Source organism: Ruegeria sp. CH6, from assembly GCF_056537005.1.
In genome coordinates this window covers 1-17,938 of record NZ_JBQFQS010000016.1, presented here as the reverse complement: position 1 = coordinate 17,938, position 17,938 = coordinate 1, and the positions used below count along the sequence as shown (strand labels likewise).

Here is a 17,938-nt window from a genome sequence, read left to right as displayed (position 1 = left end):
GTTGCAGCTTAAGTATAGCTCACAGCTTTCGCTTGGCTTAGGGTTCCGCACTCTCACGCAACCAACCTAGACTATATCCAGAACGAACCTCGTACGTCTGCTCGTCGGAAACCCATTGGAGTTTGTACTTCAAGCTCCGTACCGGAGTCCCAGTAACCGGCATCCACCATTCCAATTGCAACGTTTGTATCGAAGTCTGGTGACCAAGCAGCTGAAGTAACCTGACCAACTCGCTTTCCACCGTCGAACAGAGGCCAAGCCGAGCGAGCTGGGGGCACGGGATCACCTGGTATGGAAATCGCGCGAATCTGTCGGGTCGAGCCAGTTTCAACTTCGCTGGCAAGTGCTTGCTTGCCAATGTGGTCACTGTTCTCGTTCGGTTTGCAGAATTTGCCCAATCCGCACTCCAGCGGCGAGTTTTCCATGGTCATATCGTTGCCATAGCTCAACAATCCGCCTTCGATCCGTTCGATCAAATTTGGACACCCCGGACGAACATTCAGATCATCTCCGGCTTCGAAAAGGGCGTTCCATAGTGGCATACCGTAGGCACCATTTTCGACATAGATCTCATAGCCGCACTGCTTCGAGTAGCCAGACCGCGCCACCACAAATGACGTGTCCTGAAACGCTAATCGTTTATACCTGAAAAAGCGGATGTCGCGCACCTCTTCGCCAAATACCCGGGCCATCAGGTCATCAGATTTCGGTCCTTGCACTGCCAAGGGTGAAACGTCAGGCTCAAACACGCGTACATCCATGCCCGCACCAACGGCCAACCCTTTGACCCACAACAGCAGATCGCTGTCTGCAATCGAGACCCACCAGCGATCCTCGCTGTGTTTGATCGCCACCGGGTCGTTCAGCATGCCACCGTTTTCATCAACAATTGGTACGTAGTAGCACTGGTCTTCCTGCATGTTCTCAAGATTGCGAGGTGTCAAACGTCGCATCAGGCGACCAGCATCCGGGCCGTTTAGTTCGATTTGCCGTTCGCAGGATACATCCCAGACCTGAACATGAGTTTTGAGATGCCGGTAGTCGGCCTCGACGCTTTCGAAAACCGTCGGCAGCAGCATCCGGTTGTAAACGGTGTAGGCGGTAACGCCCTTGTCTTCGACGCCTTCGGAAAAAGGTGTCTGGCGCAGGCGACGGGATTGGGACAGCAGGCGCATTTCAAAGGTCCATTGCTTTGGCGCGATCCCGAAGCTGGAACTTCTGAATCTTACCGGTGGAGGTTTTGGGAAGAGTTTCGAAGACGACGACTTTGGGGGCCTTGAACCCGGCCAGATGCTCGCGGCAGAAGGCTATGATCTCGTTAGATGTTGTTTCGGCACCTTCGCGCAATTCGACAAAGGCGCAGGGGACTTCGCCCCACTTATCGTGTGGCATCGCAACCACGGCAGCGGCCTGCACGGCATCATGGCGATAGAGGACTGCTTCGACCTCGACCGAAGAAATGTTTTCTCCACCGGAAATGATCACGTCTTTTAGCCGGTCACGTATCTGGATGTAGCCGTTTTCATGTAAGACAGCGCCGTCACCAGACCAGAACCAGCCGTCCTCAAAAGCTTTCGATGTGGCTTCGGCGTCCTTGTAGTATCCCGCCATCACCGTGTTGCCCCTAACGGCGATTTCGCCCTGTGTAACACCATCGCTCGGTATAGATGCGTCACTGCTACGGTCGATCACCGTGACCTCTTCGACCATCGGAAAGGCGATGCCTTGCTGCGCCTGCAACTCGGCTTGCTCCGCTGAGCTGAGTTGATCCCAGTCATCCTGCCAAAGGCACTGCGAGATATGGCCGTAGGTCTCTGTCAGGCCGTAGACCTGCATGACATCCAGCCCCATCGAGCGGGTTTTTTCCAGTACCGATGGCGGCGGTGGTGCACCCGCCGTCAAAACGCGGATTGCCGGATCGAATGGGGCCGCCTCGCTCGCGGCTTCGGCCAACATTTGCAACACGATGGGCGCCGCACCGAAATGAGTCACGCCATGGGTACGGATCGCGTTCAGAATACGGTCTGCCGCCGGAGCACGAGTAAACACGACAGTCGCGCCAAGCATGGCCATCAACCACGGGTGCCCCCAGCCGTTGCAGTGGAACATCGGCACCACCGACAGATAGACCGGGTAAGGCGGCATCTGCCAGGCCGTCCCTGTGCCGAGCGCCATCAGATAGGCCCCGCGATGGTGATAGACAACGCCTTTCGGGCGCCCGGACGTACCGGACGTGTAGTTCAACGCAATCGCATCCCATTCATCATTGGGCAGTTCTATTGGTAGCGGTGTGGCTTCGGTCAACGCGTCATAGGTTTTACCACCAAGGCTCTCACCCGTAACCGCAGGATCGGCGATCTCGACCACTGGCAAAGATCGCCCGAGAAGATCAAAGGCTTTGGACAGAAGCGGTACAAGCTCCTGATCCACGATCACCAGCTTCGTGTCCGCGTGATCCAGAATGTAGGCGATAGTTTCCGGCTCCAGCCGCGTGTTCAGCGTGTTGAGGACAGCGCCTGTCAGCGGCAGAGTAAAGTGCAACTCAAAGAGTTCCGGGACATTCGGGCTCAGAACCGAAACCGTGTCGCCCTTCTGCACGCCAAGTTCTACCAACCCACCGGCCACAGCGCGAATGCGGCTTGCAGTTTCGGCCCATGTTCTTTGAATGTCACCATAGATCACCGCCGTTCGCGCACCGTGCAGGTTTTCGGCGCGGCGCAGGAAGGATATCGGCGACAAGGGCACATGGTTGGCCCGGGTCTTTTGAAGAGCTTCGAATTGCTGACGCATCCCGGTTCCGCCTGAGTTAGCTGTTGGGCCGCACGCGGGCGGCGGTTTTGTTTGCAAAAGCTTCCAGGCGCGCACGGGCCGCAGGTTGGGTATTGACCACTCCGCCCACCACAGCCTCTGCATAGGCCGCATCCATGCCCGACATGTTGTTCAAGTGGCTGATCGCAGAGCAGATGGCAAAGTTGGTCAGCGGCAGGTTCTGCGCAATTTGTTCCGCCAACTCCATCGCCTTGGCCATGCTGCCGCCATCTTCGGTGATGTATTGTGCCAACCCCAGGTCGACGGCTTCTTGCCCCTGATAAACGCGGCCCGTCAGGATCATGTCGATCATGCGGTACTTGCCGATCATGTCTGACACCCTGATGGTCGCTCCGCCACCAGTGAAAATTCCGCGCTGACCTTCGGGTAGAGCGAAATAGGTTCCCGGGTCGATCACCCGGATATGCGCCGCGCTGGCGAGTTCCAGTCCACCGCCGACAACGGCACCTTTGAGTGCAGCAATGATCGGCACACCGCCATACTCCATCTTATTGAATGCCTCATGCCAGCGCAGGCAGACATGCATGAAGTCATCCGGGCTACGGTCGGCTTTCCAATGCTCGACGAGATCAAGTCCCGCGCAGAAATGGTCGCCTTCACCGGCCAGAACCACAGCTTTGACACCGGCCATACGGGCACCACTGAAAAAGCGGATCAGTTCCTCGATTGTGGCCACATCCAGTGCGTTGCGCTTTGAAGGGCGGTTCAAAGTTACGACGTACAGGCCGTTCTCACGCTCTGAAATCGCGAGGCTTTCGTAAGTGTCAGGGTTCACGACATCATTCATGGGTCAGGTCCTTTCGAGGGATTATTCGGCAAAAGCCGCATCAAGCAGGCTGCGCGAGCCGTACAGAATGCGAGTGTGTTCGGTCATGCATTCAGGCAAAATGTGCTGCGCAAAGAAAAGGGCGGTGGCAATTTTCTGGGACATGAATTGCGTATTCTGTCCAGCATCCAGCGCAGCCTGCGCGGCTAACGCACCCTTCGCCAGCTTCCATCCCGCCGCCAGCGTACCCGTCAACATCAGGAACGGGACCGAGCCCGCAAAGGCTGCATCGATGTCCTTTCGGCTGTTTTCCAACAACCAATCCAATGCGGTTTCAAACGCGCCGCGCGCCTGCGCAAGACTTGTGCTGATAACTTGCGCCGTTGCGTCACCGTCGGCCAGTTCCGCTTCGGTTGCCTTTATCCGAGCTGCGAAGCGGCGGGCAGTTTCGCCGCCGTCGCGAATTACCTTGCGCCCTAGAAGGTCGTTGGCCTGAATGGCGGTGGTGCCTTCGTAAATCGGCAGAATGCGTGCGTCGCGGTAATGCTGCGCGGCACCGGTTTCCTCGATAAAGCCCATGCCGCCATGGATTTGCACGCCCAGCGATGCGACCTCAACTGCACGTTCCGAGCAGAAACCTTTGACCAGCGGAACCATGAATTCGGCCAGGGCAGCCATCTCCGGATTGTCTTGATGATGTGCGATGTCCAACAACCCAGCGGTCGCCGCTGCCATGGCCCGACCGCCTTCCGTCAGGCTGCGCATCCGCATGAGCATACGGCGGACATCCGGGTGTTCAATGATGGCGACTGCGTCTTTGGCCTGACCATTCACCGGACGGCTTTGCACCCGCTCGCGTGCATAGGCCAGGGCACGTTGGTAGGCCCGCTCAGAAGTCGCAATACCTTGCACACCAACGGAGAACCGCGCTGCGTTCATCATGATGAACATGTACTCTAACCCGCGATTTTCCTCGCCGATCAAGAACCCTGTGGCATCTTTGTATTCCAGAACCGCCGTCGGACTGGCGCGAACACCAAGCTTGTGTTCGATGCTCACACAGTTGACCGTATTTTCTGATCCTACCGTCCCGTCCGCTTCCACAAGCTTCTGCGGCACGATGAACAGGCTCAGCCCCTTGGGCCCGGCAGGTGCGTCGGGTGTACGGGCCAATACCAAATGGATGATGTTCTCGGTCAGATCATGAGCGCCATATGTGATGAAAATTTTCGTTCCTGAGATGCCATAGCTGCCATCCGCACGTTGCACCGCTTTGGTCGCCACGCGCCCCAGATCGCTGCCCGCTTGTGGTTCCGTCAGGTTCATCGTGCCGGACCAGCGTCCAGCAATCAGCGGTTCAAGGTACATGGCTTTCTGATCATCCGAACCCGTCAGCAGTAGCGCCTCAATGGCCCCATCAGTCAGGAGTGGGCAGAGGCCAAAGCTCATATCAGCGGCATTCAGCATTTCCACCGCTGCTGCGCCGACGGTTCGCGGCAACCCCATGCCACCGTATTCCACCGGGTGGGTCAGGGCCTGCCAACCCATCTCGACGAACTGTGCATAGGCCTGCGCGTCGCCCTCAGGCATAGTCACGCGCCCGTTGTCAAACCGGGCCCCCAACGTGTCTCCAATATGGGACAAAGGGGCGATCTGCTCACCGCAGAACCGGGCATAGCCTTCGAGAACAGCACCAATATCCTCCAAGTCGTAGTCCGAATATGCGGCCAGCGACGACACCTTCTCCCAGTGGGACAAGTGCTCGACACAAAACATCAAATCCTGAACGGGTGGCTGATAGGACATTCCAGGCTCCCTGGCGGTCATTATGGTTTCGCGTCATCTATCTGCCCTATGGATTGTCGATAAGCTCATTTTTTGACAAAATAGTATCCGATTACGTCAAACAGAGATTCTTATGACCAGCAATGACCCCATCTCTCTGACGACGGTTTCAGCGGCATTTATTCAGGATTGGCTAGATGCACTTAGGTCTCGCTGCACCCCGGAAGAGATGGATTCGCTGCTGGAACGCTCGGGCCTTCAAACCAGTCCGATGGCACCAACTCAACGTGTCACACTCAATGAAATAGCCCGACTGTATCAACTTGCCGCGCCTGAGACTGGGGATGAAATGATGGGTCTCTGGAGCCGACCGATCCGGCCACGCGCATTGCAGCATCTTGTGACGGTTCAACGCGGAGCGAGCAGCCTGACCTCGGCTCTCTATCGGTTTTCGACGTTCTGGAACCTGCTTCTGGATGACTTCTATTTTGACTTGCGGAACAAACCGGACGAAGTGGAGTTGGCATTGGTGCCTTACTTAGGCGAAACTCAGCCGCAGCGTTTCGGTCACATGCTGATCCTGAAGCTGGCGCATGGGCTGCTATCCTGGCTCAGCGGGTCTGAAACACCGGTGCAAACGGTTTGCTTTGCCTTTGCCCGCCCGGAATTTGCAGCAGATTACTCGGTTGTCTTCCCGTGCCCCGTCGAGTTCGATGCCCCACAAACCAGCATTCGCTTTGATCCACGCCAGTTTATGCGCCCTGTCAGTCGAAGCCCCGCTGAGGCATCCGTGTTCCTTGAACGTGCACCGTTGGATTGGATCTTTACCGGCTCGCGTGCCCATACAAATAGCCTTCGTGTCCGAGCCTTTCTTTACGGAGCGACCTGGCAGATTTGTCAGCTTCCGGATGCGGCCCGGGCTCTTAAGATGACGCCTCGGACTTTGAACAGACGCTTGAAAGATGAGGGGACATCCTTTCAGGACATCAAAGATGCCCTGCGCCGAGACATCGCGATCCGTTCTCTTCAGCAAAGCACGGACAGCATAGATCAAATCGCGTTTGACACGGGCTTCTCGGCCCCTGCGAACTTTCATAGGGCCTTCCGAAAGTGGACAAACCGAACGCCTGGGTCTTACCGGACATAAGAACTGAGCACCGGCGAATTAAGGTAAATCGCCTTCATTTAACCTAGGCTATTTCATGATCCAGTTCCTAAAGGAACGGAGTTTCCCTGCTTTATCGACAGCCCGATAGAGGTACATCCGCTTGCCGAGAACACGTAGATAGATTTCGTTGATAGGCCAGGATTTCAGCGTTGGCTGCTTCTTCGATTGCACCCGCGCTGCAACCAACGGCGAGTACCTCTTCACCCACCAGTACAAACTCAATCAGATTCATGTATGCGATCTCTAAAGGTCGGACACGGGCAGGCATTGGTAAAAAGCTCCGACCGCAATGAAAATGGGGGCTGACAACATTCAATTGCCAACCCCGTTTTTTCTCTCGATTACGTATCAGAACTCGATCTCTGCCATGAGGCGCAGCGAACGACCTGGTTCGTTCAGAGCAACCACTTCACCTACGAATTCTTGCCCATAGGTTGCGCGGTTCGCATAAGTCTCATCGAGTAGATTGCTAACCTCGGCCCGAAGGGTCAGGTTTTGCATCTTTTTGGGAGAGTATTGAGCAAATACGTTGACCACGGTGTAACCTGGCAGTTCTGGACCACGCCCGCCTGTAGCGAAATCGTACGTGTCATCGTAATCAAACGCCACTTGTGCATCGCCACCGATCAGAACCCCGTTGTTGAACTGATGCGCCGCTTGCAATGATACAAACTCGCCCATCGGCATAGTCAGATAGTTACCGGTGAAGGAGTCCGCGGTGCGGCCATTGATGTCCGTATCAATGTTGGCATAGCCCACTCTTACGAAGCCACCATTCCACGCATATCCAAAGCCCAGTTCGTATCCCTTAGATTCAAGATCCGCTGTCTCCGCAGGCCCGGCGCGATAGGATGCAGCGCGGGCATTGTCAATTTTAGTGTGGAAGTACTTGGCGTTAGCCACCCAGACTCCAACATCATACTTGGCCGCGACAAACACGTTTTCGGAGGTAACATCTTCGATCCCTGTTGCCGGATAGCTCCAGGCTGGGTTCATGATGAAGTTCTCAGCCAGTTCGATGCCGCCCCAGACGTTCGAATATCCTGCGCTTACAGTGAATTGATCCGTGATGTTGTATTGTGCTGCAAAGTTACCCGAAATTCCGCTGGTAGACTGTTTAGAACCGTCAACTCCGGTGAAGTCTTGAAAATCACCACGCAGACCGAAGGAAAGGTCAGTCCGATCATTGGGCCGCATACGGACCTGCGCAAAAACACCAATGTTCCGCAGCTTCTCTGAAGCCGCTTCATCCCGATTTGAGAACCGCAGGGACTTGTAGTCCGTATCAGCAGTATCATTGTAGAAATCCAGTCCGGCATTGATTTCGGTCCACCCAAAATCGAAGCGGTTGGAGATCTCACCGTTGAAACTGTCGGTCTTGCCGGAAACAGTCTGGTTCGTCGGCAGACCGGATTCGTCCAGGAACAGTTCGGAACTGCTATATGCAAGAAGAACTTTGGGGTCCCACAACCCCTTGGGGTCGGCTTCGGTATAAGTGAAAACCACGTTCTCGCGTTTCAGATCATATGGGCGTGTGAGTGGCACGGGACGCCCACCAATGATTTGACCGATATTAGCCCGATAGGGTCGCACTTCGTCATCTCTGACGCGTTCATACGACAGCTCGAACCGGCTGCCTTCCTCGGTTTGATATGCGGTTTTTACCAATCCGCTTAACAAGTCTGTGGCGGACCCGATGATTTCGTTTCCACTACCATCCTTTTGCGTGTTCCCGGTCGCGTATTTTAGGTAGCCCAAGTATTCGAAGCCACTTTGTTGGCCATAGAGTGTGAGGCTGTTGGCTACGATGTCACCGTTCGACTGATACTCGAACCGGTACCTACCCCCGAAGTTGGCGTCTTCGGACAGCAGGTCCGCTACATCCTTGGTCTCGTAGGCCAAGGCCCCCGCAAGTGCACCGGGACCTGCGTCCGCAGGGGCGACACCGGGATCAATCCGCGCGGCCTTGAGCAACCCCGGATCGACCAAAGTCGTCGTGTTGTGGTGGAAGATCTTGTTGTTCTGGCGCGCTCCGTCGATAGAGATTGCCAGATTGTTTTCCTCAATGCCGTTGACGTAGAGTTTCTGAGACAATGGGATCGAGCTGCCAACCTGTACAGTCGGCTCCGCCACAAACAACTCAGAAAGATCTGAAGGATTGGTAAGTGCCAGTTCGTCGCTGGTGATATCGATTTCCTCACCTTCCGGATCTTCCAGAGTTGGTGCTGAAATCAAAATTGTCCCCAAGAATATGTCATCTTCTGCATGTGCTGCCAGCGGCAGCAAGCCAGTGGCAACATAGGCCAGATATCGGTGTGCTTTCATGTCCTAACCCGTTCTTTTGTATTTTTTTATCGTTTGGCTAGGTGGTTGAATGGCTACCGATTTGCGGTTATTTGGCACAGTCAAAATTGTACTTCAACACATAAAATACAATCATGGAAGAAACACCGATCCTGCCACACTAAAATCACTCACTCAGAAAACCGACCTAGTTCTGGCCTGCCCCATGTGCCAGAACACTATGGACCCCCGCTCAGCCAGTCATCGTGACAGCCAAGCCTTGATCATGAGGACTGTTATGTACAAAAAGCTCGCTGTTGCGTTGTGTCTGCTGGCATCACCACTTTCGGCGCAAACTGTTTCAATCGAAACCTATCGTGGCCGTCAGGACGTACCTGTCACACCAGGCAAAATCGCTGTGTTTGACATGGCTGCTCTGGACAGTCTGCTGGCTCTGGGAGTCGTGCCAGATGCTACGATACACCCAGTCTATGTGGACTATTTGGCAGAGGTGACCAACAGCGCCGCGCATGTCGGTACGTTGTTCGAGCCAGATTACGAAGCAATCGCTGCAATTGCTCCTGATCTGGTGATTGCCGGCGGTCGGTCTTACAAGGCTGTGCCCAAGCTGAACAAAATCGCCCCGACAATCGACATGACGATCTGGGAAGACACAGTGGGTCAGGGCCTGGACCGTTTGGAAGCTTATGGCGAAATCTTTGACAAGCAGGCAGAGGCCGCCGCGCTTGCGCAAGCGTTCGAAGCTAAAGTTGAAGCGACGCGCAAGTCCACCTCGGGTCAAGGATCAGCCCTTGTCGTAATGACCAACGGTCCCAAAATCTCAGCCTATGGCCCCGAAGGACGCTTTGGCTGGTTATACGACACGGTGGGGTTGAAGCCGGCTGTCGAAAATATCGAATCCTCCACCCATGGCGAAGCGATCAGTTTTGAGTTTATCCATGACGCCAATCCCGATGTTTTGATTGTTATCGACCGCATGGCCGCCATTGGACAAAATGGTGACGCCGCGCAGACCGTTCTGGACAACGCATTGGTGCAGGAAACCAAAGCCTGGGAGACCGGTAAGGTCATCTATCTTGACAGCACACCGCTCTATATCGCGGCAGGCGGCATCCAATCCATGACGCTGACCTTGGATCAGATCGCAGCTGCATTTGAGGCTGATTAATCTGTGCGCACACTGCGATTAGAAATATGGATAGGGCTAGGTATAATTCTGGCCCTGTCAGTTGTCTCGCTCGGCGTTGGTGTGATCAACCTGTCGTGGGAACAGGCCTTTAGTGATCCCGAAGCATTACGCGTTCTGATTGTCAGCCGGCTACCCCGCACTCTGGCCGTTCTTATCACAGGCGCTGTTCTGGCCATGGCCGGCATCATTCTGCAGGCCATCGTTCGCAATCGGTTCGTGGAACCCATGACGACGGGCACCGGACAAGGGGCAGCTTTGGGGATACTGTTGGCTACAATTCTAATCCCGACCGCGCCATTGATCCTGCGCATGGGATTGGCAGCAACAACCGCCTTGGTCGCTTCGCTGGGATTTCTGGCCATCGTTCGGCGACTGCCGATAACCCAGCCTTTGCTGGTTCCGCTAGTAGGGCTGATCTATGGCGCGCTACTGGGGGCAGTATCCGTGTTCTTCGCCTATCAGTTTGACTTGCAGCAAAGCATTGCAATCTGGACCACGGGTGAGTTTTCCGGCGTTCTGAAAGGCCGCTACGAACTGCTGTGGCTGGCGGCGTTGGCTGGGGGGCTGGTCTATCTGATTGCAGATCAATTGGCGATCATCGGTATGGGGCAAACCATGGCGACCGGGTTGGGTGTGAACTATCGGCAGATCATGGCGGCAGGGCTGCTGGTGATTTCCCTGGTAACGGCGCTGACCGTGGTAACCGTAGGCATGATCCCCTTTGTAGGATTGGTCGTACCCAACATTATCTCGCGGCGCTATGGCGACAACCTGCGCCAGACCCTGCCGTTAGTAGCGCTGACCGGAGCCGGGCTGGTGCTGATCTCTGACATATTGGGGCGCATACTGCGTTTTCCCTTCGAAATCCCGGTGGGCTCGGTCTTTGGCGTGATCGGAGCAGTGTTTTTCTTGATGATCCTGTATTCGAGGTCACGCAGTGCCTACTAAATTGTTGGTCGGCCTGAGCCTGGCTTTCGCCCTGATTTGCATCGCTTACATGACTGTTGACGCCAAAGCGGGTTGGGACTTTATCCTTCCGTTTCGTGGCGCCAAGTTGTTGGCCCTAGTGGTGGTTGGTGTGGCTGTCAGCACCGCCACCGTTTTGTTTCAAACAATCTCGGGGAACCAGATCCTCACTCCGTCGATCATGGGGTTCGATGCACTTTATGTATTGATCCTGACCGGGTCGGTTTACGCTTTAGGCGGGTTGGTCGTGGCTGATCTGGCACCCATCAAGACGTTTCTGATAACGGGCTCGATGATGGTGGCTGTTTCTCTACTGCTTTTTGGATCCCTGCTGCTGGACAACAGGCAGGATTTGTTCCGCATGATCTTGACCGGAGTGATACTGGCTACACTGTTCCGGTCGCTTACCTCATTCCTGCAAAGGATAATCGATCCCAACGAATTTGCGTTCATACAGGTGGCCAGCTTCGCGAGGTTCAACGACCTGTCGATTGACACGCTAGCCATTGCAGCTCCGCTGACAGCACTCGCCGTAGTCACCGCCTGGTCTATGCGATTTCGTCTGGATGTACTCATGCTAGGTCGTAACATCTCTATCGGCTTGGGTGAAAATCCTCATCGCGGATATCTGATGACTTTGCTGCTGGTGGCGGTATTGGTCTCGGTATCCACTGCTCTGGTCGGTCCCGTGGCCTTTTTGGGCCTGCTGGTTGTGTCCTTGGCGCGGTTTGTCCTACCCAGCCCTTACCACTCCCATCTCTTACCGGTTGCTGCATTGATCTCGGCCATCACGCTGGTCGGAGGGCAACTGCTGTTGGAGCGTGTTTTTCGCCTAGTCACACCTTTGTCCGTGGTCATTGACCTTGTCGGTGGGCTGGTGTTCCTGACCCTTATTCTGAAGAGTTTACGCAGATGATTACAGCCTCCAACATCACTCACCAGCATAACGGAAAACCAGTTTTGAAAGACGTTTCCGTTCAGATCCCCAGCGGCGGGATCACGGCGCTGGTCGGTCCAAATGGGGCTGGAAAATCAACGCTGCTCAGTCTGATCGCACGATTGCAACCTTTGCAAAGTGGGCAAGTCTTGGTCAACAGACTGGACGTGCAGACCACGCCTGCACGGAACATGGCCCGGACATTGGCAATCCTGCCCCAAACGACCGAGGTCACCCCCCGCCTCACAGTCGCCGAACTGGTTGGCTTTGGACGCTACCCGCATCATCGTGGGCGTCCGGGATCGCAGGACGTTGCCAAAGTCGATGAGGCAATTGAAACATTTGATTTGATAGATTTCCGCGATCGACCCTTGGACAGTCTTTCTGGTGGCCAACGCCAGCGTGCATTTGTGGCAATGGTTTTCGCCCAGGACACCGAATATGTGCTGCTGGACGAGCCGCTAAACAATCTCGACATTGCCGCCAGCCGTTCTCTGATGCAGACTCTGCAGGGTCTCACACGTGATCATGGCCGAACGGTGGTGATCGTACTGCATGACATCAACTATGCATGTGCCTACGCAGACACCATGATTACTTTGACTGACGGGCGGTTGGGCCCCTGCGGCACTCCCGGTGATATAGTTTCGGATGCTATGATGCAGCAGGTCTTTCGAACCGACGCTCGTATCCTCAGAGTTGGGGGCAGGGTGTTGGTTGAAGCCTGATTGAAACACATCAGATGACTTAGACGATTGCCGCGGCGGCAAAGCACGACACCAGTTTTTGCCTTGCCTATTCAGGTCAGGTGGTCCTTCAGGAACGCCTGCACCGACGCCACCAAGCCCCGCTCGTCATGTGACACACCGGAGATGAGATCAAACTGCACAGAGCACCCCGCTGTTTCAAGCGAAGTAGCCAGACTGCGAAGCCTGTCAATTCGGGTACGTCCAGTATCGTTGATACCTGGGGTCCAGAACAGCTCGCCAGGTTCTACCGTGATCTCCCAAGTGTCGGTGTCCTTCGAGCCAACCACGCATTGGACCGGCACGTGCTCGATCAGATCGGGCTTGATCTCACCACCCAGATAATCGGCCATTCCGTCCAATCCCAATGGATACCGCTTGGTTTGATCACACAGCGTTACCACCCCGGGTGCGCCAATTGAGACAGCGCTCAGACGGTCGGGGTGTGCATAGAGAAACCGATGGGCGAAATGTCCGCCTCCGGAAAAGCCATGAAGCAAGAACTTGTCGGATTGAACGCGGTAACGCGCGGCAACCTCGTCCACCATCGACAACAGGGAAAGATCGAACCGGAAATCCCGTGCTCGCAGCAGTTTGTAGTTCTCTTGATCGCCAACAAACAACAGATTGCACGGAAACAAAGGTGCAAGCACGATCGCTTTTTGCTGTTCAGCAAACTCGGCAAACCCGTCCCGATACAGATGTGCCCCTCTTTCCGTACCGTGCACCAGCACCACCAGCGGATAGATCCGGTCATCATCTGTTTTGTAATCCATCGGCACATACAGGCAGTAGCTGAGCCGCGGTTCGCTTTGGAGCGCATAAAACGGTGTGTACCCCTTGTCATAGTACCCAAGCGGGAACGCTGCATTTACGGCTTGTGCCTTCGATTCCATCTGCTTTCTCCACCGGTGGGTACACGCTGCGCTCGTCAGTGATTTGCATTTTTCGCGACAAAGTACACTTGCGATTAACCTTTGAAAACCGTAAAGAAAATAGCATGTCAGAAATTTCGCCTCCTGCTCGGAAGGTATCGGATCTTCAACGCGAGCTGGCAGCACAAATTATGGATACTGCCAAAAAACGGGGCCTGGATTCTGGTGACCCTCTGAGAGAATCTGTATTTGCCAAGGAACTATCGGTGTCCCGAACTCCGGTCCGAGCCGCGTTGGATTTCTTGTGTGAAATCGGCGTAGCAGAGCATCGGCCTCGCCGGGGGTATTTTCTATGCATTGATGCCGACAAGTTGCCCAATCTGGACTATCAGACAACCGGTCAGCAGGCTTACAAGCTTTATCACAAAATTATCGACGCCTATTTCGCAGGCGATCTGTGTGATCGGATCAGTGAGGCCGAACTGATGCGACGCTTTCAGACCGAGCGCGCTCCCTTGCAAGAAGCCCTGTTCCGCCTATCCAACGAAGGTTTAGTGCGACAGAATCCAGGTTATGGATGGCAGGTCACACCATTGGCAAAATCGCGCGAGGCGGAAGCGGAGGATATGTTCCGGTTTCGACTGCTTCTGGAACCAGCCGTTTTCCTAGAGCCCGGATACACCGTGGACCCAGAGAGGATAGCCGAACTCCGACTTGAACAGACCCACCTGATCGACACGATCATGACAGATTTCGACCTGACGTTGGTATATGAGTCCAACATCCGCCTGCACGGCACCTTAATCTCTTTTTGCCGGAACAGGTTCTTCATACGCGCGCTGGATTCCGATGAACCAGCTGGTCGGATAAAGGAGTATCAAAACTACCAGAACAAGGTGCGCACTTTGCAGGCCTGCCACGAGCATGTTGCCATTCTGGATGCCGTCGATGCGGGCGATCTGGACCGGGCTTCGGACTTGATGCGAGCGCATATCTTATCTGCCAAAGAGGCGAGTAAGTGAACAAACCAATATTTGATGAGCAGGGCCGAGGGAATCTGTTGCAACTGCTCAGGTTAGACCGCGAAGAGTGCTGCGTGAGTGCAATGTCGGCAATGTCCAATAATTCGCCTTTATTCTGTTCCAAATCCAATATCTGATTTGCACCGCTCGTAACTTGCTGCACGCTTGACACTCAGGCTACTTATCAAGCTCCGCTTTGGGCTCGAAGCGAATGCAGAGGTGAGGTACTGGGCAGGGCTTCCACCTTTGCACACATGATCACTCCTTGCTGCTGGACGCCTCGAGCATTCGGAAACAACCTCATACTTGCCCAACACAGACTCGGTCAGAATTGGTACTGGTGGCAAGTACAAACAGAATTCCAAGTAACCCAGAGCAGTTACATCCTGTAAGCATACTTCTTCCTTGTTTAAACATGGATTGATTGGTGGAGGATTTGGTTCGTCCTAGAAGACATATTGAAAGGACAGTGTTCCACGAATCTCGTAGTTGTCGCTGCCTCCGAAAAACCCGTCCGCACCCACTGAGAATACCCCGCGACCATCGCGTGTCTGCTGGCGGAGCCCACCCCCGATAAACCCGCGAATGAGCTGGTCATCATAGGTTGGGTTCAAGGTAATCTCAGAGCCTAGTACACTTGCGTTTCGCGACGCGTCTCCCAGTGTGAACTGCCCGTCGAAACCGGCCGTTAATTCCAACAGCGCGTCCGGACCTGCGCCCAGAGAGAACTCGTGTGGTAATGTGACCTGAGCCCGGGCATTCACGTAGTCACTCTGACTGCCATCTACCGTGATTGGGCTGGCAACCCCAGTTTCGGTGTATCCATCTTCGGATGTATGTAGATAGCTGAGCTGCAGGCTGGCCAAAATCGGTCTGTTCGCCAGCACATTATCGAGCCGAGCTCCAAACTCGATAGAAGGCGACAGGAAGTAACCATCATAGTCGTAAGTGCCGGTCTCAACCCCACCTGCAGCCAGGTTGTTAAATACTTGCCTGTTGCCATCAGAACTTAGCTGCCCTCCGACAATCGATGCACGAATGTAGTTGGATCCAAAGTCGCTGTGGTACCGACCACCGACGAAAATAGATTTAGTGGTAAGCGAATTGCCTGAGTTTTCTGAGGTTATGTCACCGGTTGCAACACCACCGAATAAACCAATAAGCGAGCCGTAGGCTGTAGGTAGGTCCACACCACCAATCACACCACCATAGCTATCTTGAAGAATACCAGCCCCTGATACCTGATTTTGCCCTCCGAAACCTGTAAACCAGACATTTTTTTCGATCCCGTTTTCGCGCCTGATCAAAGGAATACGAGTCCCAGTGTTGCCTGCGACATCAGAAATTGAGCGAACCAGATCGTTGGCAAAGATGTCAGATCCGGCGAACCCGGCAGGGTCGATCACAACGATCGTGTCATTACTAACCACAAAAGGCGAACCTGCAGTGTCTCCAACAGAAGGCACATCGTTCTTGAACGTCAGATCAAGGTTCATTCCGGGATCAGTGTTCAGGGTGCTCGAACCGACAATATCGATCAAACCTTGGATGTTGGACCCCTGGCGCAGAAAGAGATCCGTGCCAGTGCTCGCATTGATTTCGAACGCCACAGTGTTGCCTTTGATCAAACCGCTATTGGTGAAAGCTGTGGCGTCATTCAGAACAACACCAACGTCATCTCTGCTTGAAATCGTTCCGGTGTTAACGAATGAGGATATGACACCGGTGTTTTCAAAGCCTGCGTTGAGCCGTCCGGTAATGGTACCGTGGTTTTCGAAACTGCCTACGTCTCCGTCGATACCAAGCCCGAGCTCGTGACCTTCAATCCGACCTGCATTGAAAAAGGTTTTGATTTGTCCAGTAATCGCGCCCGAAGCGTTATCGCTGGAAATAGTGCCGGTATTGACGAAATTTTTGACGTCCCTGAGCGCAAGGCCGACACTGCCGTTACCGTGAATCACACCACTGTTGTTCAACGATGTCATGGTTCCGTCGCTAAGAACACCTACTTGAGCGCCGCTTATTGTGCCCGAATTTGCAAATGTCGAAATCCCGCTACTGGCTGTCACACCATTGCCATCGTGAGAAATAATCTGTCCAGTATTGTCCAATAGGGCGACTTGGCCGTCGATGGATACTCCGTCACTATTTAGCGATTCGATGAAACCATCATTTCTCAATACCCCCAAACTTCCACCAATTGCGATCGCGTCTTGCCCCCCGCGAATGACCCCTTGATTAGAGAGCTCGCCCACATTCCCGACGGAGCGAATGGCGTTAAATGTGCCCAGTATCTCGCCGGAATTCAGGATCTGACCAATGTCAGCCTCACCAAATATTCCGAAAACATCCGTGCCTTGGATTCTACCCGTGTTCTGGATCGTGCCGATCGATCCTGTTCCATGGAATCCGACGTCATCGCCTAGTATCAACCCGTCGTTTACAACGGTCTGGCTCGTACCTCCGACCCGAACCGCGGTTCCGGAGACGCCGCTAATGACACCGGTCGCATCATTATGAAGGTAGGTCAGTGATGAGCTAGGTGAAAGCAGATGTATCCCGTCGACATTGCCAACAATTTCACCAGAGTTCTCGAGTCGAAGCGTGCTTGTTGCCAACCAGAGCGCTGTAGCGTTGACCGAACGTATTTTACCGTTGTTGATGACCTCAAGCGCTGCGTCCGCTTCGCCTGCCAATACAGTACTACCGAGGTTGGTTACAGACCCACCGCTTTCAACGCGCAAGGTCGAGTTATCAAACAGCAATACTTGATCGTTTATCGCATCCCCTGGATTCACAATCAGAGTGTCACCGGGATCGACGATCACCTGCGCTGAAACCGCCCCAACTGTAAGCAGCGCTGTAATCGATGTACTGCCGAACAATTTGATCAGATGTGTCTCTGGAAACATGCGTACTCACTTCCCCGTTGTAATTTTGAGGGAGCGATAGAATGCCGACATGTCAGGCTTGTTTCGGGTAATGTATCAATTATGTCAGTACCTTGTTCAATTCTTGGAAGAAGGCACTCTTAGAAACGCAGAGGTCTTTCTGGTCATTGATTGGTGCGACACGGCAAACAGGATTGTCGGCGTCTTCGCGATTTCGAAAATCAAGCGATCCTGCTGACGACGGGACATTCCCGGTTGAGACCGCAGCAGGACCGCTATCACCACTTAGGTCTCGTATTCTTCTAATACGTACCCGCTCAGATAGGACTTGGATGCGATCTTTTTGAAAGAATGCGGACTTACCTTACCTGTAGTGGTTCCGATGTGATCTGACAGCTGGCCGTTTTTCTGGCGGGTTCTGTCAGGTCAAGTTTGGTTCAGGAACTTTTCCTTCCAGATT

14 protein-coding genes are annotated in these 17,938 nt (G+C 54.2%); 6 read left to right on the top strand and 8 right to left on the bottom strand.

Features of this window, described 5'->3' with window-relative positions; all coding sequences use genetic code 11:
• Positions 1-71 precede the first annotated feature (71 nt).
• From ACR0CW_RS20725 to ACR0CW_RS20710, 4 genes are read right to left on the bottom strand one after another with little or no spacing between them, the layout of a single operon-like run.
• The gene (locus tag ACR0CW_RS20725; protein WP_480789224.1) at positions 72-1,175 is read right to left on the bottom strand and encodes a dimethylsulfoniopropionate demethylase; all 1,104 of its coding nucleotides are present in this window, start codon (positions 1,173-1,175) and stop codon (positions 72-74) included.
• 1 nt (position 1,176) lies between these two features.
• Complete coding sequence (locus tag ACR0CW_RS20720) at positions 1,177-2,790, bottom strand: AMP-binding protein (protein WP_480789223.1); 1,614 nt, start codon at positions 2,788-2,790, stop codon at positions 1,177-1,179.
• A 16-nt stretch (positions 2,791-2,806) separates the two neighbouring features.
• Positions 2,807-3,616: a methylthioacryloyl-CoA hydratase gene (gene dmdD / locus ACR0CW_RS20715; RefSeq protein ID WP_480789222.1), complete on the bottom strand. Its 810-nt coding sequence runs from the start codon at positions 3,614-3,616 to the stop codon at positions 2,807-2,809.
• Positions 3,617-3,637: 21 nt separating this feature from the next.
• Positions 3,638-5,401, bottom strand: a complete 1,764-nt coding sequence (locus ACR0CW_RS20710) for an acyl-CoA dehydrogenase family protein (RefSeq protein ID WP_480789221.1) — start codon at positions 5,399-5,401, stop codon at positions 3,638-3,640.
• A 112-nt stretch (positions 5,402-5,513) separates the two neighbouring features.
• Between ACR0CW_RS20710 and ACR0CW_RS20705 the strand changes: the two genes are divergently transcribed.
• Positions 5,514-6,527 carry an AraC family transcriptional regulator gene (locus ACR0CW_RS20705; protein WP_480789220.1) on the top strand — a complete coding sequence of 338 codons (1,014 nt, stop codon included), beginning with the start codon at positions 5,514-5,516 and terminating at the stop codon, positions 6,525-6,527.
• A 48-nt stretch (positions 6,528-6,575) separates the two neighbouring features.
• Here ACR0CW_RS20705 and ACR0CW_RS20700 read toward each other — a convergent pair whose 3' ends face one another.
• Both ACR0CW_RS20700 and ACR0CW_RS20695 read right to left on the bottom strand, forming a co-directional pair.
• A complete protein-coding gene (locus tag ACR0CW_RS20700) occupies positions 6,576-6,719 on the bottom strand; it encodes a DDE-type integrase/transposase/recombinase (protein WP_480789258.1) in 144 nt (47 codons plus the stop codon).
• Positions 6,720-6,896: 177 nt separating this feature from the next.
• Positions 6,897-8,873, bottom strand: a complete 1,977-nt coding sequence (locus ACR0CW_RS20695) for a TonB-dependent receptor domain-containing protein (protein WP_480789219.1) — start codon at positions 8,871-8,873, stop codon at positions 6,897-6,899.
• 256 nt (positions 8,874-9,129) lie between these two features.
• Between ACR0CW_RS20695 and ACR0CW_RS20690 the strand changes: the two genes are divergently transcribed.
• The 4 genes from ACR0CW_RS20690 to ACR0CW_RS20675 are packed head-to-tail and all read left to right on the top strand — an operon-like array spanning position 9,130 to position 12,672.
• Entirely contained in the window at positions 9,130-10,020 is an 891-nt protein-coding gene (locus ACR0CW_RS20690; protein ID WP_480789218.1) for a siderophore ABC transporter substrate-binding protein, read from the top strand.
• A 3-nt stretch (positions 10,021-10,023) separates the two neighbouring features.
• Positions 10,024-10,989, top strand: a complete 966-nt coding sequence (locus tag ACR0CW_RS20685; RefSeq protein ID WP_480789217.1) for an ABC transporter permease — start codon at positions 10,024-10,026, stop codon at positions 10,987-10,989.
• Between the two features lie 49 nt (positions 10,990-11,038).
• Positions 11,039-11,923 (top strand): iron chelate uptake ABC transporter family permease subunit, encoded by an 885-nt coding sequence (locus tag ACR0CW_RS20680; protein WP_480789216.1) that lies wholly within the window; start codon positions 11,039-11,041, stop codon positions 11,921-11,923.
• Positions 11,920-12,672, top strand: a complete 753-nt coding sequence (locus ACR0CW_RS20675; RefSeq protein WP_480789215.1) for an iron ABC transporter ATP-binding protein — start codon at positions 11,920-11,922, stop codon at positions 12,670-12,672. Before ACR0CW_RS20680 ends, ACR0CW_RS20675 begins: the two co-directional genes overlap by 4 nt.
• A 71-nt stretch (positions 12,673-12,743) precedes the next feature.
• On the opposite strand, the gene ACR0CW_RS20670 is transcribed toward ACR0CW_RS20675, so the two are convergent.
• Entirely contained in the window at positions 12,744-13,586 is an 843-nt protein-coding gene (locus ACR0CW_RS20670) for an alpha/beta hydrolase (protein ID WP_480789214.1), read from the bottom strand.
• A 104-nt stretch (positions 13,587-13,690) separates the two neighbouring features.
• Between ACR0CW_RS20670 and ACR0CW_RS20665 the strand changes: the two genes are divergently transcribed.
• Positions 13,691-14,587, top strand: a complete 897-nt coding sequence (locus tag ACR0CW_RS20665; protein WP_480789213.1) for a GntR family transcriptional regulator — start codon at positions 13,691-13,693, stop codon at positions 14,585-14,587.
• Positions 14,588-15,033: 446 nt separating this feature from the next.
• On the opposite strand, the gene ACR0CW_RS20660 is transcribed toward ACR0CW_RS20665, so the two are convergent.
• On the bottom strand, positions 15,034-17,499 hold the full coding sequence (locus ACR0CW_RS20660; RefSeq protein WP_480789212.1) for an autotransporter domain-containing protein: 2,466 nt from the start codon (positions 17,497-17,499) through the stop codon (positions 15,034-15,036).
• Positions 17,500-17,938 lie beyond the last annotated feature (439 nt).